We start from the raw sequence: 18,255 nt of genomic DNA on the forward strand, positions 1-18,255 counted from the left end.
GGCGTACTAGAAACCGGTCTGCAGAACAACCAGCCCGGGAAAAATCGCGAACAGAACGGTCATGGGCAGGATCAGAAAAACTACGGGAACCAGCATGGCGACCTCCTTCTTGCCCGCCGTTTCAAGCAGGTCGCGCTTGGCCTGCTCGCGGGCATCCTGCGCCTGGGCGCGCAGCACCTCGGCGATCGGCGAACCCCGGTCGAGGGCGCCGGTGACCTGGTCAGTGAACCGGGTCACTGCGGGCAGGTCGAGTCGGCGAGCCATCGATGCGAGGGCAGCGGCAAGCGGCACCCCCGCGTGCACGTCGGTGACGACACCGCCGAGCTCGCGCGCGAGCTCTCCGGAGCTCGACGTTGCCACGCGCCGAATCGAGTCGAGGATCCCCTCCCCCGCTGAGAGGGAGAGCGTGAGGAATTCGAGCACCGTGGGCAGTTCGCTGGACATCCGGGCCAGCCGCCTGGTGGCCGCCCGCTGCAGCAGGGCCTCCCGGCCGAGTGCCCCGCCGAGTCCGGCGAGCAGCGGGGCTACCAGCTGCAGCGGCACGGGTAGCGACCGTGCCGCCGGTGCGACCAGCACGACTACCGCGCCAGCGGCGAAGGCCCCGAGCGCCCAGACCAGCTGCCGAAACCGGAATTCATCACTGGTGAGGGTCAGGCCGGCCTGCCGCAGCCGACGTTCGATGGCATCCGCGCCGCCCAGGATGCGGGCCAACAGTCGCGTGAGGGAGCCCAGCATCGGCGCTGCGAGGCTGCCGAGCACCGGAACCGGGTCGAGGGTTTTACGTCCGACGAACGCCCGGGCCGCGCTGGACACATCGAGGATGTACGGCGCCACGCGGTCGATGAGTCGGGGGCGGCTGAGCCGGGGCGTGAGGCTGACGAGCGACCACAGTCCGACGCCGAGGCCCGTACCGCAGAGCACCGCCCAGCCGAGGGCCGCCGTCACCGGAACCACCGCTGTTCCTCGGGCAGACGACCGAGGTGGATCATGACCCGGTAGGCCACGATCGAGACGACCAGTCCGCCGGCGATCACCACCGTTCCCGTGGGCGTGTTGTACGCGAACGCCGCTTCCGGGCGCGAGGCGAGCAGCACGAGGATCAGCCACGGCGCCGCGACGCCCAGTCTGGCCGCATTGACGATCCACGATTGCCGGCCTTCGACCTCAGAGCGGATGGCCGCGTCCTGGCGCAGCCAGGCGGCCAGGCTCCGCAGCACGACGGTCAGGTCGCTGCCGCCGACTTCCCGCGCCATTCGGAGCGTTTCACAGATGCGATCCGCGATCGGATCGGCGAGGGTCTCCTTCAGTTCCGTCACACCGTGCGCGAAATTTCCCGTCGCCCGGTACTCGCGCTCGAAGGCGGCGAAGGCCGCTCTGGTGGCGATCGGGCCGGCGTGCGACAGACTGCTCACGCTGTCAGGCAGGGCGAGACCCGATCGCAGTGCCGAGACGAGGTGGTCGACGACATCCGGCCACACCGTGCGGTTCGCCCGGCGCCGGGCACGAGCCCGCGAGGCCACGATCAGCCACGGCCCGGCGGCGCTGGCGGCGCCCCCGACCAGGGTGAGGGCGGCCACGCCCAACAGGCCCTGAACCAGTCCCGCGCCGGCGAGGCCGAGCACCATCGAGACGGCGAGGAAAGCCGGCACCGGTACGGTGCCGAGGCCGGCCTGGGCGAGCAGGGTGCGCATCCGCTGCCCGGAACCGCGTCGGCCCGGATCGGCGGTCATCGGGGCAGGCCACAGGAACGGTGCCAGCACCAGCACCAGGCCTGCTCCCAACACCCCACCGAGCCCGGCGCCGGCGAGCAGCACGCCCCCGACCATGCCGGCGATCATGCGGCTCCCGGACCGAGCACGATCGCCGGGTCGAGGCCTGCCGCTCGAAACTTGGCCAGTTTCGTCGGGTAGCCGCCGGTGGCTGTGAGGCGCCCGTCCGGTGAGAGGAAGATCGGGCTCGCCTCGATGAGGGCACCGCTGAGTCGGCCACTCGGCGCGATGATCTCCGATACCCGGCGAAAACCGTGACGGTCCAGCTCGCAGTGCACCACGATGTCGATGCACCCGGCAACGGTCGGCAGCACGAAGGCCGAGTCGATGTTGCGCCCAGCCAGCAGCGGCAGCGTCGACAGCTTGGCCAGGGCGTCCCGGGCGCTGTTGGCGTGGATCGAGCACATCCCGGGCAAGCCGCTGTTCAGAGCAATGAGCAGGTCGAGGCTTTCGGCCTCCCGCACCTCCCCCACGATCAGGCGGTCCGGGCGCATCCGCAAGGCCTCCTTGATCAGGCGTCGCAGGGTGATCTCGCCGGTGCCCTCGAGGCTGGGTTGGCGGCACTGCATCGCGACCACGTCGCGCGCCGTGAGGTTCAGCTCGAACGTCTCCTCGACCGTGACGATGCGGTCGCGGGCCCGGGTGGCCGACAGCAGCGCGTTCAGCAGGGTGGTCTTGCCGGTCTGGGTGGCGCCGGAGACGAGAATGTTCTGCCCGGCGAGCACGCACATCCGGAGGAATTCGGCCGCCTGCGGTGTCAGCGAGCCGAGCTCCACGAGCTGGTTCAGGTCCCGGATGCGCCGGGTGAACTTGCGTATGTTGACCGCCACAAAATGCTTCGTGATATCCGGGATGACCACGTGCAGCCGCGACCCGTCGGGAAGGGTGGCGTCCACGAACGGCGACGAGAGGTCGACGCGGCGGCCGGAGGCCTGCAGCATCCGCTCGACGAGGTCACGCATCTCCTGCTCGGTGAATGTCATCGCGGTGAGTTCGGCGATCCCGTCTCGGGCGACGAACACGCGATCGGGCCCGTTGATCCAGATTTCCTCGATGTCGGGGTCGTCGAGCAGCGGCTGCAGCGGCCCGAAGCCGGTCAGGGAGGCGACGATCTCGCGAGCGGCCTGATGCTCGTCGCGGATGAGGGCACCGTGGCCCCCCAGCGCGCGCTCGCTGTAGCGGCGCAGCTCATCGCGCACATACTGCTCGGCCAGCCCCCGATCGGCGGCCAGGTCCACTCCCTCACGGCGCACGCGCAGGCGAACTTGCTCGGTAATTTCGCGCACGGCCTCGGTCATGACTGCATGATGCAGCATTCCGACCGTCAGTGGGAAAGTTCTCCACAGGCAATATTTCGCGGGTCTCTTTATCGCGAACTCGTATAGCCACAGGGACAGTGCCCCTCAATGAGGACTTGTCAGCACTCGACCATGCTCACCGACCATCGAGCACGCCGAGCCGACTTCCCCCGTGCCGACCTCTCCCTGGCAGCCGACCTCGGCACCGGAGATCGGGCGCATCCTCTGCTGATCGGCGCCTGCACGAATACTCCGGCACCCCGCGAAGCGCGGGGGTGCCGGAGTATTTTTCGAGCGGATGCCGCGGATCAACACCTGCGCGGATCAGCGGGCGGACCAGCCGCCGTCCATCGTGTAGCTCGACCCGGTGACCATGGCGGCCTCGGTCGACGCCAGCCAGGCCACGAGCGAGCCCACCTCGGCGGGTTCCACGAGCCGTTTGATCGCACTCTCGGTCAGCATGATGCGGCTGAGCACCTCAGACTCGGGAATGCCGTGCGCCGCAGCCTGGTCGGCGATCTGCTTTTCCACCAGGGGTGTGCGCACATATCCGGGGCTCACGCAGTTGCTCGTCACTCCGTGGGGCCCGCCCTCGAGGGCGGTGACCTTGGAGAGTCCCTCGAGCCCGTGCTTGGCGGCGACGTAGGCGCTCTTGAAAGGCGAGGCCCGCAGCCCGTGCACCGAGGACACGTTGATGATGCGCCCGAAGCCGGCCGTGTACATCTGCGGCAGTACGGCCCGGATGAGCAGGAACGGCACCTCGAGCATCAGGTTGATGATGCGGTGGAAGTCCTCCGGCGCAAAATCCTCGATTGGATTGATGCGCTGGATTCCGGCGTTGTTCACCAGGATGTCGACGCCATCGAGCGCCTCGGCGAGCGCGCTGTCGGCCACCGCCTGCGGGTCGAGCAGATTCACCGGCCAGCTCGACCCGTCAATCTCCTCGGCGAGCGATTTCGCGCCGCGATCGTCCATGTCGGCGACGATGACGTGGGCTCCGCGTTCGGCGAGGGAGCGCACGATGGCCGCGCCGATGCCGCTTGCTCCCCCGGTCACGACGGCACGGCGGCCGGTGAGGGAACCGGTTGGCAGCGCGAGCAGCGCTCGAGTCTCAGTGTCCTGAGTGGCCTGAGTGGCCTGAGTGGCCTGAGCGAGATCACTCATGGACAGCAGCCGCCGGGGCGAGGCCGTGCTTGCGGGCATCGACCGCGTCGATCTCACGGAGGGAGGCCCCGCGGGTTTCTTTCAGGGTGACCACCGCGACGACCGTGATCGCGCAGGCGATCATGATGTAAATCGCGACCGGCACCCATGATTCGAAGCGCTGCAGCAGCGCAGACGCGATGATCGGGGCCAGGGACCCGGCGAGGATCGACGTGACCTGGTAGCCCAGGGAGACGCCCGAGTAGCGCATGCGGGTCGGGAACATCTCGGCCATGATGGCGGGCTGGCCAGCGTACATGAGGGCGTGGAAGCACAGCCCCACGGTGATCGCGAGCACGATGAGCACCGGGTTGAGGGTGTCGAACATCGGAAAGGCGAAGAAGGCCCAGGTGGAGCCGAGGATGGCGCCGGCCAGGTAGACCGGCTTGCGGCCCAGTGCGTCAGAGAGACGCCCGACCTGGGGAATGACGAGGAAGTGCACGACGTGCGCGATCAGCAGCGCGAGCAGCAACTGGCTGGTGTCGTACTGGTGCACGGTCACGAGGTACACGATCGAGAAGCTCACGATGATGTAGTAGAGGATGTTCTCGGCGAACCGCAGGCCCATGGCACCGAGGATGCCCTTCGGGTACTTGCGCACGACTTCGAGAACGCCGTAGCTGATGGCCTTCTCGGCCTCGACCTGCGCGCGGGCCTCGAGAAAGATCGGGGCTTCACTGACGTGGGTACGAATGTAGTAGCCGATCACGACGATGACCGCCGAGAGCCAGAAGGCAACGCGCCAGCCCCAGCTGAGGAACTGGTCGGCGGGGAGGATCCAGGTCATCGTGAGCAGAACGAGCGTGGCCAGCAGGTTACCGACCGGTACGGCCGCCTGCGGCCAACTCGACCAGAATCCGCGGGACTTGTTCGGGCTGTGCTCCGCGACGAGCAACACCGCGCCGCCCCACTCCCCGCCGACCGCGAAGCCCTGGATGAAGCGCAGTGCGACGAGCAGCGCCGGCGCCCAGTAGCCGATGGTGTCGAACCCCGGCAGGCAGCCCATCAGGAAGGTGGCGACACCGACCATGATGATGGTGACCTGCAGGGTGTGCTTGCGGCCGAGCTTGTCACCGATCTGACCGAAGACGATTCCGCCGAGCGGCCGGGCGATGAAGCCCACGGCATAGGTGAGGAACGCGGCGATGATGCCGTCGAGCTCACTGCCGGCGTTCGGGAAGAAGACCTTTCCGAAGACCAGGCTGGCCGCGGTAGCGTAGAGGAAGAACTCGTACCATTCAACGACGGTGCCGACCATCGAGGCCGCCACGATTTTCTTCAATCCGGACTTCTCAGATTCCGGGCCGCGCGCTGACGATTTATTCGCCCCGTCGGCTTCCAGACGCTCATTGACGCTCATGGCTGTCTCCTTCGCTGTCGTCACTGACAGGTTGTGGGGGTGAGGGTGGGCTGGCTGTTGCCTGTACTGAGTATTCCCGCAGGTCCCGCGTGCAACAAGAACCACTTCGACACAGGCCGTGTGCATAATTGCAGACATGACGTTTCCCCACACGCCCGCGACGCCACCGAACCCCGACGATCTGCTCGTGCTGCTCGCCGTGGCTCGCACCGGTCGTTTCACCACCGCGGCCGACAGCCTCGGGCTCAACCACACGACCATCTCGCGTCGAATCACAAGCCTGGAACGTGCTCTCGGCGGACGGGTACTGTCCCGAACGGCGGGTGGCTGGGAGGTCACCGACCTCGGCAGCCGAGCCGTCGAGGCCGCCGAACGCATCGAATCGGCCGTTGGTGTCTTACAGGCTCCCGCGGATGCCCCCGCTCGGCTCACCGGGGTCGTGCGCATGTCGGCCACGGACGGTTTCAGCGCCTACATCGCGGCGCCCGCCGTCGCCGACCTGCAGCGCGCGCACCCTCAGCTGCGGGTGGAAATCGTCACGGTGACCCGACGCGCGCTGCAGCACCGCTCCGGCCTGGACATAGAGGTCGTCGTCGGTGAACCGCAGGTTCACCGCGCCGAAGCCTTTCGGCTGGGCTATTACACGCTGGGCATGTACGCCTCGCGCAGTTACCTCACGGAGCGGGGAACGCCGAGCAGCGTCGACGAGCTGACGCGGCATCCGCTCGTCTATTTCGTGGACTCCATGCTGCAGGTTGATGACCTCGACGCACCGCGCCGGCTGGTCCCGACAATGATGGACTCGGTGAGTTCGACCAACGTGTTCGTGCACGTCGAAGCGACGCGGGCCGGAGCCGGGATTGGCTTTCTGCCCTGTTTCATGGCGGATCAGCACCCAGACCTGGTTCGGCTGTTGCCGGGGGACTTTCACGAACAGCTCCCCTACTGGATGGTGCTGCGCCCCGAGTCCCTGCGACAGCCTGCGGTCGCCGCCGTCGTCACGGCACTGCGCACGCGTACGTCCGAATTTCAGCAGGCCCTGCTCGGCGGTACTGCTCGGCGGGACGAGGGCGGACAAAGTAGACTGACCGAGTAGCTGCGGGAGTGGTGGAATTGGCAGACACGCAGGATTTAGGTTCCTGTGCTTTCGAGCGTGGGGGTTCAAGTCCCCTCTCCCGCACCAGCTGCAACGCCGTCAGAAGGGGGTTCTGTGCTGGTATCCGCCGTGCTTCCAACCGCCGTGCTACCAACCGCCGTGCTGCCAACCGCCGCGCTGGATCAACAGCTCGGTGACCTGCTCGGCACAACCGGCATCGTGCTCTTCTACCTGATCGTGTGGGGCTTGGTCTTCGCGGGCACTGCCCTTTTTCTCGGAGTTTTCATTCCCTTTGTGACCGGGGATTCACTGCTGTTCGGGTCGGGTCTCGTCGCCGCCGCGAGCGGTGATCTGAACATCGTCCTCCTCGTCATGGGTACCGGCGTCGCCGCGTTCCTCGGCGATCAGGTCGGCTTTTTGCTGGGCCGGCGGTACGGGCGGGGCTACCTCGAGCGTCGCGGCGGACGGCGTACCCTCGCCGCCATCGCCCGCACCGAGACGTTTTATCGCAAGTTCGGCTGGTGGGCGGTGGTGATAGCCCGCTTCATGCCCTGGGCTCGGGTCTTCGTCCCGGTGATCGCCGGCGTCGGCCGAATGAACTACGTCAAATTCCTGACCAGCAACCTGCTCGGCGCGGTCGCATGGGGCGTCGGGCTGACGCTCACCGGCTACTACGCAGCCTCGATCCCCGGCGTCAAGAGCGCCGCCTACGTCATCGCCGGCGTGTTCATAGCCGCGTCCATCGTGTTCGGCTACCGCACCTGGCGCGCGGACCGACGTGATGCCCGCACCGAGGCGCGGCTGCAGGCCAGCAACGAGGCAGTCGCCCCGTCCGACGCCGCGCCGAACGGCTGAGCAAGCCCCCACTTTCACGGCTCATATTGGCCTTAACGGGGTAGCCTGTCGTCAGTATCCGCGCTCACCACCCCTTGCCCCCGTGGCCGCCCGCCGACTGGAGTTTTCTCTGTGAATCACACCGCCCTGATCCCGTGGCTTGACCCGGAAGTCCTCATCGCCGGGTTCGGCCCGTGGGCACTTCTCGGCGTCTGCGCAATCGTGTTCGCGGAGACCGGCTTGCTGATCGGATTCTTGCTGCCCGGCGACACTCTCCTCGTGATCACCGGGTTGCTCACCTTTGCCGGGGTCATCACCATCGACATCTGGTGGGTGGCCCTCGCCATCGGGTTTGCGGCGTTCCTCGGCGGGGAGGTGGGCTACCTGATCGGGCACCGATTTGGCCCGCGCATCTTTGAGCGCAAGGAATCGGGCATCTTCAGCATCAAGAATGTCGAACGCACGAATGCCTTCTTCGTGCGCTTCGGCGGGCTGGCCGTCATCGTCGCCCGCTTCGTTCCGATCGTACGTACCTTCGCCCCGGTCGCTGCCGGTGTCGGGCACATGGACTACCGCAAGTACACCTTCTACAACCTGATCGGCGCGTTGATCTGGGGCGCAGGACTCACCTTCGGTGGCTACCTGCTGGGTTTCATCCCGCCCGTCGCCGAATTCGTGCAGAACTACATTGATGTGATCCTGATCGCGGCCGTGGTGCTCACGCTCGTGCCGACCGCATTCCACTACGCGCAGTCCGTGCGCAAAGCCAAGCGTCTGAGCAGCCGCCCCGTCACGACGGAGAACCTGATCCTCGACCCGAACACCTTCAAGACCGCCCACGACGGCCGTCACGAGGCCTGAGCGGTTCTATCCGGCTAACGGTGGTGCTGGTCCTCATGGGCGGCGTGCTCGGCGGGCTCCAGCTGAAACGTGGAGTGCTCCACGTCGAAATGGTGGGCTAGACACTCCGATAGCTCATCGAGCAGGGCGCCGGTACCGCCAGCGGCCAGCACGACGGGATCGACCACGATATGGGCGCTGAAGACATGGGCCCCGCTCGTGATCGCCCAGACATGTACGTCGTGCACCGCCAGCACCCCGGGAGTGGCGACGAGGTGACGACGGATCTCGTCGACGTCGGTGTCCGCGGGCGTGGATTCGCTGAACACCCGCACGACGTCGCGCAGCAGCACGAATGCGCGCGGCAGGATCATGGCCGCGATCAGCAGGGAGGCGATCGCATCCGCCTGATCGAAGCCCGTGAACAGAATAACCACCGCGGCCACGATCACGGCGACCGACCCGAGCGCGTCGGCGAGCACCTCGAGATAGGCACCGCGCATATTGATCGACGTGCCCTGCGCCGGGCGCAGCAACAGCACGCCGGCAATGTTGGCGAGCAGCCCGATGACCGCCACCAGGAGCATCGGTGCGCCGAGCACGTGGCCGGTCCCCGGATCGAGCAGGCGTCCGAGCGCACCGATCACGACGGCAACGGCCACCCCGACCAGGATGATCCCGTTCAGCAATGCCCCGAAGACTTCGGCGCGCTGATAACCGAAGGTCTGCCGGTCCGTCGGCGGCCGGGCGGCCACAAGGGTCGCCGCCAGGGCGATCGTGAGGCCGGCCAGGTCGGAAAACATGTGTCCGGCATCGGCGAGCAGGGCGAGCGACCCGGTGATCCAGGCCCCGATGACCTCGACGACGAGCACCGCCGCGACGATGACGATGGCAAGGGTCAGCCGGGCGCGGTTCGACGTGCCCGTGCCGTGAGAATGCCCGTGGGAGTGCGCCATAGTTCCAAACTAGAACCGCGACCGGCCAATTGCCAGCCAGCACCCCAGTTGGGTATGAGTGCCATTCTCAGGCGCCCGGGACGCGCCCGCGCACGGAGCCTTAGCCGAGCAGGGCGCGCAATTCCGGCACGATGGCCTCGAATGCGAGCGCCCGGTGGCTGATCTGATTCTTGACGGATGCCGTCAGTTCCGCCGCCGAGATCGCGTACCCGTCGGGCAGGAAGATCGGGTCGTAGCCGAACCCGTTTGCCCCGGCCGCCTCGGCGAGAATCTGGCCGGGCCACTCACCGATTCCCACCCGTTCGGTACCGTCCGGCAGGGCGAGCGCCACGACGCAGGTGAAGTGAGCTGTTCGGTGTTCGGCCGACATGTCCCCCAACTGCCAGAGCAGCAGGTCAAGGTTCGCGCCAGCATCCTTCGCGGGGCCCGCCCAGCGGGCGGAGAAAATGCCGGGTGAGCCGCCGAGCACGTCGACGCAGATGCCCGAGTCGTCGGCGATCGCAGGGAGTCCCGTGTGGGCGGCGGCCGCTCGGGCTTTGATGAGCGCGTTCGCGGTGAAACTTGCGCCGTCTTCGATGGGTTCGGGCCCGTCGTAGGCGAGAACCTCAACCCCGGGCAGTGCCGGCTCGAGGATGCGGCGGAGTTCTTCGACCTTGTGCGGGTTGTGGGTGGCGAGTACGACCTGCACGGTCGGCGCTGCGGCCACGGTCAGTTTCCCGTTGCCGTGCCGGCCGTCACGGCGTCGGTCAGCGCTGTCTTCTGGAACTCGGTGAGCGAGACCGCACCGGAGAGGGCCAGGTCGAGCAGGGAGTTCAGCTCTGTACGATCGAACGGTGCCGCCTCGGCGGTGCCCTGCACCTCGACGAAGAGACCGCGACCGGTGACGACGACGTTCATGTCGGTGTCGGCGCGCACGTCTTCCGTGTACGCGAGGTCGAGCATGGGCACTCCCCCGATGATGCCGACCGAGACGGCGGAGACGCTGTCGATGAGGGGCTGCGCCTTGGCCGAGATGAACTTCTTCGAGCGGCCCCACTCGATCGCGTCAACCATGGCGACATAAGCGCCGGTGATCGCGGCCGTGCGGGTGCCGCCATCCGCTTGCAGCACGTCACAATCAAGCACCACAGTGTTCTCGCCGAGGGCTTTCATGTCCACCACGGCGCGCAGGCTGCGACCGATCAGGCGGCTGATCTCGTGGGTGCGGCCGCCGATCTTGCCCTTGACCGATTCACGGTCCATCCGCGAGTTGGTCGAGCGGGGCAGCATCGAATATTCGGCGGTGACCCAGCCCTTGCCCTTGCCACTCATCCAGCGCGGAACCCCGTTGGTGAACGAGGCCGTGCAGAGCACGCGGGTGTTGCCGAATGAGATCAGGGCCGAGCCCTCGGCCTGCTTGCTCCAGCCGCGCTCGATCGTGATCGGGCGCAGCTGGTCGTTGGTGCGGCCGTCAATGCGCAGGGCGGCCGAGGTCGCGGGGGTGGGGATGGTCACGGGTTCTCCTTGGGGTGGCGGGTCTGGGCGGCGAAGGCCTCGAGAGACGCGAGGCTGAGCGCCCCGGTCTCGATCAGGTCGACACGCGAAATCTGAGGGCCCAGCAGTCGGTGGGCCAGGGCGAGAAAGTCTTCGGCGCTGTCGCCGGTCGCTTCGTAGCGGTAGCTCGGCGCCGTCGTTTCCTCTCGGACAAGGCCCTGGCTGATGAGGGTGCGGTAGACGTCGTTGGCCGTCTCGGTGTCGCTTGAGACAAGCGTCACGGCATCACCCATGACGTACGAGATCGCTCCGCGCAGGAACGGGTAGTGGGTGCAGCCGAGCACGAGCGTGTCCACGTTCTGCTCGCGCAGCGGGGCCAGGTATTCTTCCGCCACGTCGAACAGTTCCTGCCCCGTGGTGATACCGGCCTCGACGAATTCCACAAAACGCGGGCAGGCCTGGGTGAACAGCCGAATGTGCGTGGCGGCAGCGAAGGCGTCGTCGTAGGCGCGGGAATTGACGGTGCCGGCCGTTCCGATCACGCCGACACGCTGGTTGCGGGTCGTGATGACCGCGCGGCGCACGGCCGGCTGAATCACCTCGATCACGGGCACGCTGTACCGTTCACGGGCGTCACGCAGCATGGCAGCTGATGCCGTATTGCAGGCGATCACGAGCATCTTCACGTCCTGCGCCACGAGTTCATCGAGCACCTCGAGGGCATAACCGCGCACATCCGCGATCTTTTTGGGCCCGTACGGCGAGTGCGCGGTGTCGCCGATATAGAGGATGGACTCGTTGGGGAGTTGGTCCTTGATGGCCCGGGCGACGGTCAGGCCGCCCACTCCCGAGTCGAAGATTCCGATCGGTGCGTCTGTCACTGGATCAAGCTTAGTCGCGGCGGGTCAGCCGGGTGGGCGGGCGGATAAGCTGGCGAGGTGATCCCGTCCCCCGCATTCCGCACTGACCGCTATGAGCTCACCATGGTCGATGCCGCCATCCAGAGCGGCACCGCAGACCGAGAGTGCATGTTCGAGGCGTTCGCGCGCCGGCTGCCGCCGGGACGCCGCTACGGCATCCTCGCCGGGACCGGTCGCCTGCTCGAGCTCATTCGGGCGTTTCGCTTCACTGATGCGGACATCGGCTGGTTGGAAGAGAACGCGGTCGTGCGCCGCCCCACCCTCGATTGGCTGGCCGACTACTCCTTCAGCGGCAGCATCTGGGGCTATCAGGAGGGCGAGGCCTACTTCCCGGGTTCTCCGCTGCTCAACGTGCAGAGCACCTTCGCCGAGGGGGTTCTGCTCGAGACGCTGATTCTCAGCGTGCTCAACTACGACACCTCCGTCGCGAGTGCCGCCGCGCGCATGGTCTCGGTGAGTCTTGGCCGTCCGCTCGCCGAGATGGGGTCCCGCCGAACGGGCGAACACTCCGCCGTGGCCGCCGCCCGCGCCGCCTACATTGCCGGGTTCTCCTCCACCAGCAACCTCGAGGCCGGGCGCAGCTGGGGAATCCCGACCATGGGAACGGCCGCCCATTCATTCATGCTGCTGCACGACACCGAAGAGGATGCCTTCCGCGCCCAGGTAGCCGCCTTCGGGCCCGGCACGACCCTGCTCGTGGACACCTATGACGTGCCCACCGGAATCGACCTCGCCGTAGCCGTCGCCGGACCGGCGCTGGGGTCGATCCGCATCGACTCCGGTGACCTGCCGACCGTCGTCGCGGCGGCGCGTGCACAGCTCGACGCGCTCGGCGCGGTGCAGACTCGCATCACGGTGACGAGCGACCTGGACGAACATGCCATCGCCGCGCTGTCGGCATCGCCGGTGGACGCGTTCGGCGTGGGGACATCCGTCGTCACCGGCTCGGGCGAGCCCGCCGCGGGAATGGTCTACAAGCTGGTCGCCCACAAGAACGATGCCGGTCAGTGGACCAGCGTGGCGAAGACATCGACCGCCAAGCTCTCCGTGGGCGGCCGGAAGACCGCGCTGCGGCGACTCGATTCAGCGGGCATCGCCCGAGAAGAGATCGTGCAACTCGGAGATGGCCCGGAGGGCACAATTCCCGCCCCGCACGGCGGCCTGGAGCGCGAACTGCTGGTGCCGCTGATCGAGGGCGGCACCGTCGATGAACGCTTCGTGGGAGTGGCCGGCACGCAGCGCGCCCGCCAGCACCACGCGGCCGTCATGCAGGAACTACCGATCGAGGCCTTCCGCCTCGGTCGCGGCGATGCGGTCATTCCCACGTCGTATCGCTAGGAGCAGAGGCTTCGGTGCTGAAACCAGGCTGCTCGGTTTAGCTGGCCTTCATCTTCTCGTAGATGGCCTTGCAGGTCGGGCAGACCGGGAATTTCTCGGGATCGCGGCCCGGAAGCCACTTTTTGCCACACAACGCCTTGACCGGCTTGCCTGAGAGCGCCGACTCCAGAATTTTGTCTTTGGGTACGTAGTGGGAGAAACGCTCGTGATCGCCGGGCTCGATCTGCTCCTGCTCGATGAGTTCTTCGAGTTCCCGGTCGAGGGTCGATGTGCCGCCGCCCGGCTGGCCTGGATCTGCGATGCTGGCGCGAATGTCCTGAGTCATGCACTCAGTCTAAGCCTCCGCTCCCGGGTGCGTCCGACGGGTTAGGTCCAGTAATACAACTCGCGCAGCTCGTATTTTTGCGTAGATAAATACGTTTACATTATGCATTGTGTATTTATAGTCTTGAATTTCAGTTCTAGATTGCTAAACTGAGAATAGGTCATTGACACTCCCGTCGGACACAGATTCCGGCCACGAAGCGGTTGAGGCGCTCACTGAAGTTCAGGAGCGTCTCGCCGAAGTTCTTGCTGGGCTCAGCGTCTCACGACCATCTGACATGGCGGCGGTCGGGGTGATGGGCGGGCTGGAGAATCTGGGCCGGCTGGTTGACGCCGCCCGGGTCTCGGCGGCCCATGACGTCGCGCAGCGGGCGGCGATCGATGTCGGCTCCGGCAGCCTGATCAAGAAGCTCGGCTGCCGCAACACGATCGACGTGATCACCACGGTGACGCGGGTGTCGGTGCGGGAGGTGAAACGGCGCCTGGCGCTGGGCAACTTCACCGCGGTGCGCGCCGGGGTGGGCGCGCCGCTGCCGGTGCTGTATCCGGCCGTCGGCGCGGCCCTGTCCGCCGGAACGATCGGGGTCGATGCGGCCGAAATCATCGTCACAGGCCTCGATAAAGTGGCTCGGCGGGCCGATCAGGGCCAGCTGGATGCTGCCGAGCAGCACCTGGTCGACGTGGCGACCGGCGCTCCCACTGTCGACGCCACCGGCGACCCGTGCCCAGGGTTCGCGTTTCCCGCCGATGGCGTGCGCGGGCTGTTGGCGGTCTATCAGGCCCACCTTGACCCGAACGGTATCGCCCCACAGGACCGCGCCCGCGAGGCCAAAAGCAGCATTGGCTTCGGCCAGTTGCGTGACGGCCTCTACCCCTTGACCGGCGGCATGACCCCGCTCGATCGCGGCATCATGGAGAAGCTCTGGGCCGCGCACTTCGCCACCAGCACCCCCACCTTCGTCACCACGGACAGCACGGACAGCACGGACAGCACGGACAGCAGCGAAGACTCGGACAGCACGGAGGGTCTGGGTGATGCTGGAGACGGTACGGAGGCCCGCCCGGTCGTCTCCGTCGATACCCGGCCAGCGGGCGAGAAACGGGTCGACGTGTTGCGGGCCCTGTTCGTCGCCGGCGCCCGCGACCCCGAGGCACCCACCATCGGCGCCGCCGCCCCCACCGTCATGGTGCACGTGAACGCCGCCGACCTCGAAGCCGGCCGCGGGGTCGGCTGGATCGACGGCCTCGACGCCCCGATCTCCCTCACCACCGTCACCGACCTGATGAAAATCAGCAACGTTGAACCCGTCGTCTTCGACCATAAGGGCAAAATCGTGCAGGTCGGCAGCGTGCAAAACCGCCGCAAACGCCTCTTCGACCACCTGCAACGCCGAGCCATCACCGCCCGCGACGGCGGCTGCGTCATTCCCGGCTGCACCGTGCCCGCCTACTTCTGCGAAGTCAACCACGTCATCCCCTACAGCCAAGGCGGAGACACCGTGATATCAAATGGGTCGTTGATCTGCTGGTGGCATCACCAAGGCCTCGACAACATCGGCGGCTGGCGCATTCGCATGGTCAACGGACTACCCCAGGTCAAAGCACCGCACTGGCTCGACCCCACCGACACCTGGCGACCACCCCAAAAACACCGCGCCAGCAGTCCCAGTAGCTAGAACCAGCTCCGGCCGAGAACATGGCCGCCGCGCCACCGCACCCATGGGCATCTGCGAGCGTGGCAAGCCAGGAGTTCGCCCTAGGCGCGCAGGGCAGAGGCCAGAATTTCAGGCCCGCGCCGCTCGAAGGCCCGCGCGCCGCGCCACACCCCGATCACCAGCGCGAGCAGGCCCATCCCGACCCCATAGTAGAGGGACTGCATGAACCAGTAAGGGTCGACAAAGATGCCGAGCAGCAGCCCGAGGATTGCGGGGCTGGACAACACGATCGCACCGGTGAACGTAAGCGACTGCACGATCGCCGAGCCCGTATCGGAGGCCTGTGGTTGTGCAAACGGACTGTCTCCGGGCTTGGTGGCCGGGTAGGGGAAGCGCGCCGAGGTGTAACTGGAGAAGCCCAAGCCCGTCAGGAAGATGCACGTGCTCACTCCCAGCATCGCCGGGAGGGGGCCCCAATCGCCATAGAAGAACACGCTGAGCGCCGAACCGAGACCGATCAGTGGAATACCGACCACGAGGGTCGGTATCAAGCGACCGACGCGGTCGGCGACGCCCCGGGTTCCCGAGGCGACGTGCAACCAGATCGCAGTGCTGTCATAGGCGACGTCATTGTGGATCGTCCAGCCGAGGAACAGGCACATCAGAGGCACGGGCAGCAGCGTGAGGTAGTGCTCCGGGACTCCGGCGATCGTCAGGGGGAGGTACACGAGGATCGGGACAACCGGGATCATGATGAGCGACACCCAGTACCGTGAGTCCCTGCCCCAGGACGTGATGCTGCGGGCGGCGATCGCTCCTGCGGGAGTGTGCGGCAGCCGGCCGAACCAGCTGAGCCCCGCGTAGTGCTTCGCGGCAGCTTCCCGACCCGGAGTCACCAGCATCCGGGCCACGAGTGCGACCCAGGCCAACCAGAGCAGCCCCACCGTAACGCCCGCCAGGAGAAGCCGCAGAAGGGCAGACCCCCACGCGCCCGCAACGGCATCACCGGGAACCGCCCAGGCAGCGCCCAGCGGAGTCCAACCGAGGATCGCGCTGAGACCACCCAACAAGTCCAGGCCGTATCGGCTCCATTCCACGTTCAGCAGCAGAAAAGCGACCGGAGCCCCGATGAGCAGAACAAGCACTCCCGTTGCTCCGGAGAATTCCCGTGAACGCCGCGTCGACAGCAGAAAGGCGGCCAGCGATGTACTCACGCGCGTCGCCAGCATGCACGTGACGAACAACAGCGCGGCGGCGACCAGGGCGAACAGTGTGACGAGGACTCCCCTCGACCACGTCACGACCGAGGCGAGCAGCGCGAGTCCAAGCACGAGGGCCGGAACGCCCACGAAGGAGGAGACCAGAAGTCCCCCGGCAATCGTGCGCGTCGGCATGCCCAGAAGGGCAAAGTTTCGCGGATCCATGGTGTCGTCGATACCCACCAGGAGAGGGACCAGAAAGAACCCCAGCAGGACGACCGCGCCGGCAACCGTGCAGACGTCGCGAATCAGGGTGACGTCCTCGACGAATCGGGCGCTGACCAGAACGGCGACGAGGCCGCCGGCGATACCCAGACCGTAGGCGAGGCCAACCAGAATTCCCACGACCTGCCAGGGGCTCCGCCGAAATGCGTTCCCGAGCAGACGGATCTTCAGTCCGAGAAGCTGTGCAACCATTCCATGCCCTCCGCGACCGTGCGCCCGCCGGCCAGCTCGATAAAGCGTTCCTCGAGCGTGGACGTGCCGCGTACGTCGGCGATCGTCCCGGAGGCCAGCACAGTGCCCTGAACGATTATGGCAACGTGATCGCAGACCCGTTGGATGAGATCCATCCCGTGGCTGCTGAGCAGTACCGTGCCACCACTGGCCACGTATTTCTGCAGAATCTCCGTCACGTTGACGGCAGAAACCGGGTCGACCGACTCGAACGGCTCGTCGAGCACGAGAACGCGTGGTGAGTGGATCATGGCGCAGGCGAGCGCGATCTTTTTCGTCATTCCGGCCGAATAATCGGCGACGAGCCGGTTGAGGGCGTCCTCGAGACCGAACGCGGCAGCCAGGTCGGCGCTGCGCTCGCGCACCGCACGGTTGTCGAGTCCGCGGAGGGTGCCCGAGTAATAGAGCAGTTGGGCACCTGTCAGCCGATCGAACAGGCGCAGGCGATCCGGCAGTACGCCAATGAGTCGTTTGGCCTGCACGGGCTTGGCCCAGACATCGATACCGTGGACGTGGATCGACCCGGCGTTGGGTCGGAGCAGCCCGGTGATCATCGACAGCGTCGTGGTCTTTCCCGCTCCGTTGGGACCGACGATGCCGTAGAAGGATCCGGCTCGCACCTGCAGGTCGATGCCGGCGACGGCCGTGTTGGGCCCGAATTTTTTCATCAGGCCTGAGGCTCGCACGACGACCGGCGCGAGGGGGTCGGCAAGCTCAACGGTCGGGCGCTCGACGACCGCAACCGGCTTGCGTTTCTTCTGCCGCGGGACCGCCGTGCTCGGGACCGTCAGGGTTTGCGGGTCAGCCTGAGAATGCGGGTCCGCTGGAGAAAGCGGAGCAGCTACAGAACGCGGAGCAGGCGGAGAATGCGGGGCCTCGATAGTGTCCAGTGGCGACGTGGTCTGGACCGTGGTGACCAGAGTCTCGGCGGCAAATTCCGCGGCGGCGGACACTTCTGCGGCACGTTCCGCCTCGGCGGCGGCAAGCGTTCGAGCTTCGACCTCGAGCGCGGCTGCTCGTGCCGCCGCTGCGGCCTTGGCTTCGCGGGCGGCGGTCGCACGGAGGGCCGCAGCAGCACTGGCGGCCGTTTTCGCAGCACTCGACCGAGCAGCGCCAAGCCGGGCCGAAGGTGCCGACGCGGCCGCACGGGCACGGGCCTGGCTGCGAACCGCCGCAGCAGCCTGTGCGGTGTTGGTCGCTGTCGTGCGCGGGACAGCCGACTTCGGCGCGACGGGAGGCACGGCCACGGACTTCTCCGCCGCGGCGGACTTCACGCCTACGGCAGGCTTTCCTGGCGTCGCGGACTTTCCCGCCCGGGCGGGGGCCGTTCGCGGTCGCGCCGAACCGGACGGTTTGGGGCGTCCGGATGCCGTGCGAGCACGACTGGCGATCTCGGCCGGGACCGGCACCTCTGCTGAAGAGATCGAGACCTCGGCTGTCGGGGAATCGGCTCTCGGGGCTACGGGGGTCACCC

17 protein-coding genes and 1 tRNA gene are annotated in these 18,255 nt (G+C 66.9%); 6 read left to right on the plus strand and 12 right to left on the minus strand.

What is annotated here, in order from left to right:
- Positions 1 to 6: 6 nt before the first annotated feature.
- The 5 genes from D6T64_RS10620 to D6T64_RS10640 form a co-directional block, all read right to left on the minus strand.
- Positions 7 to 954, minus strand: coding sequence for a type II secretion system F family protein (locus tag D6T64_RS10620; protein WP_233551038.1), 948 nt, complete (start codon positions 952 to 954; stop codon positions 7 to 9).
- Complete coding sequence (locus D6T64_RS10625) at positions 942 to 1,838, minus strand: type II secretion system F family protein (protein WP_233551044.1); 897 nt, start codon at positions 1,836 to 1,838, stop codon at positions 942 to 944. Before D6T64_RS10625 ends, D6T64_RS10620 begins: the two co-directional genes overlap by 13 nt.
- Positions 1,835 to 3,067, minus strand: a complete 1,233-nt coding sequence (locus D6T64_RS10630) for a CpaF family protein (protein ID WP_119974654.1) — start codon at positions 3,065 to 3,067, stop codon at positions 1,835 to 1,837. The genes D6T64_RS10625 and D6T64_RS10630 overlap by 4 nt, the downstream gene beginning before the upstream one ends.
- Before the next feature lie 324 nt (positions 3,068 to 3,391).
- On the minus strand, positions 3,392 to 4,231 hold the full coding sequence (locus D6T64_RS10635; RefSeq protein WP_199719134.1) for a 3-hydroxybutyrate dehydrogenase: 840 nt from the start codon (positions 4,229 to 4,231) through the stop codon (positions 3,392 to 3,394).
- Positions 4,224 to 5,630 (minus strand): MFS transporter, encoded by a 1,407-nt coding sequence (locus tag D6T64_RS10640; RefSeq protein WP_119974655.1) that lies wholly within the window; start codon positions 5,628 to 5,630, stop codon positions 4,224 to 4,226. Before D6T64_RS10640 ends, D6T64_RS10635 begins: the two co-directional genes overlap by 8 nt.
- A gap of 136 nt (positions 5,631 to 5,766) precedes the next feature.
- Here D6T64_RS10640 and D6T64_RS10645 point away from each other — a divergent pair, with 136 nt between their 5' ends.
- The 4 genes from D6T64_RS10645 to D6T64_RS10660 all read left to right on the plus strand — a co-directional run bounded on the left by D6T64_RS10645 (position 5,767) and on the right by D6T64_RS10660 (position 8,421).
- Positions 5,767 to 6,726, plus strand: coding sequence for a LysR family transcriptional regulator (locus D6T64_RS10645; RefSeq protein WP_119974656.1), 960 nt, complete (start codon positions 5,767 to 5,769; stop codon positions 6,724 to 6,726).
- 2 nt (positions 6,727 to 6,728) lie between these two features.
- Positions 6,729 to 6,813 (plus strand) — tRNA-Leu (locus D6T64_RS10650).
- Positions 6,814 to 6,840: 27 nt separating this feature from the next.
- The gene (locus D6T64_RS10655) at positions 6,841 to 7,581 is read left to right on the plus strand and encodes a DedA family protein (protein ID WP_233551045.1); all 741 of its coding nucleotides are present in this window, start codon (positions 6,841 to 6,843) and stop codon (positions 7,579 to 7,581) included.
- A gap of 111 nt (positions 7,582 to 7,692) precedes the next feature.
- Positions 7,693 to 8,421, plus strand: coding sequence for a DedA family protein (locus tag D6T64_RS10660; protein WP_119974657.1), 729 nt, complete (start codon positions 7,693 to 7,695; stop codon positions 8,419 to 8,421).
- 14 nt (positions 8,422 to 8,435) lie between these two features.
- On the opposite strand, the gene D6T64_RS10665 is transcribed toward D6T64_RS10660, so the two are convergent.
- The 4 genes from D6T64_RS10665 to murI form a co-directional block, all read right to left on the minus strand.
- Positions 8,436 to 9,356, minus strand: a complete 921-nt coding sequence (locus tag D6T64_RS10665) for a cation diffusion facilitator family transporter (RefSeq protein ID WP_119974658.1) — start codon at positions 9,354 to 9,356, stop codon at positions 8,436 to 8,438.
- A 100-nt stretch (positions 9,357 to 9,456) separates the two neighbouring features.
- Positions 9,457 to 10,068, minus strand: a complete 612-nt coding sequence (gene rdgB, locus D6T64_RS10670; RefSeq protein WP_377010472.1) for an RdgB/HAM1 family non-canonical purine NTP pyrophosphatase — start codon at positions 10,066 to 10,068, stop codon at positions 9,457 to 9,459.
- Entirely contained in the window at positions 10,065 to 10,850 is a 786-nt protein-coding gene (gene rph / locus D6T64_RS10675; RefSeq protein WP_325049791.1) for a ribonuclease PH, read from the minus strand. Before rph ends, rdgB begins: the two co-directional genes overlap by 4 nt.
- Positions 10,847 to 11,710 (minus strand): glutamate racemase, encoded by an 864-nt coding sequence (gene murI, locus D6T64_RS10680; RefSeq protein ID WP_119974660.1) that lies wholly within the window; start codon positions 11,708 to 11,710, stop codon positions 10,847 to 10,849. The genes rph and murI overlap by 4 nt, the downstream gene beginning before the upstream one ends.
- 57 nt (positions 11,711 to 11,767) lie before the next feature.
- On the opposite strand from murI, the gene D6T64_RS10685 reads away from it, so the two are divergent.
- Entirely contained in the window at positions 11,768 to 13,087 is a 1,320-nt protein-coding gene (locus D6T64_RS10685) for a nicotinate phosphoribosyltransferase (protein WP_267900480.1), read from the plus strand.
- A 37-nt stretch (positions 13,088 to 13,124) separates the two neighbouring features.
- On the opposite strand, the gene D6T64_RS10690 is transcribed toward D6T64_RS10685, so the two are convergent.
- Positions 13,125 to 13,412, minus strand: a complete 288-nt coding sequence (locus D6T64_RS10690) for a DUF3039 domain-containing protein (RefSeq protein ID WP_119974661.1) — start codon at positions 13,410 to 13,412, stop codon at positions 13,125 to 13,127.
- A 163-nt stretch (positions 13,413 to 13,575) separates the two neighbouring features.
- Between D6T64_RS10690 and D6T64_RS10695 the strand changes: the two genes are divergently transcribed.
- Complete coding sequence (locus D6T64_RS10695; protein ID WP_147364525.1) at positions 13,576 to 15,087, plus strand: HNH endonuclease signature motif containing protein; 1,512 nt, start codon at positions 13,576 to 13,578, stop codon at positions 15,085 to 15,087.
- A gap of 80 nt (positions 15,088 to 15,167) precedes the next feature.
- On the opposite strand, the gene D6T64_RS10700 is transcribed toward D6T64_RS10695, so the two are convergent.
- Together D6T64_RS10700 and D6T64_RS23520 are read right to left on the minus strand one after the other, a co-directional pair.
- Positions 15,168 to 16,742 (minus strand): hypothetical protein, encoded by a 1,575-nt coding sequence (locus D6T64_RS10700; protein ID WP_119974663.1) that lies wholly within the window; start codon positions 16,740 to 16,742, stop codon positions 15,168 to 15,170.
- Positions 16,718 to 18,253 carry an ABC transporter ATP-binding protein gene (locus tag D6T64_RS23520; RefSeq protein ID WP_325049792.1) on the minus strand — a complete coding sequence of 512 codons (1,536 nt, stop codon included), beginning with the start codon at positions 18,251 to 18,253 and terminating at the stop codon, positions 16,718 to 16,720. Before D6T64_RS23520 ends, D6T64_RS10700 begins: the two co-directional genes overlap by 25 nt.
- Positions 18,254 to 18,255: the final 2 nt, after the last annotated feature.

The organism is Cryobacterium melibiosiphilum, from assembly GCF_003602235.1.
GTDB lineage: Bacteria > Actinomycetota > Actinomycetes > Actinomycetales > Microbacteriaceae > Cryobacterium > Cryobacterium melibiosiphilum.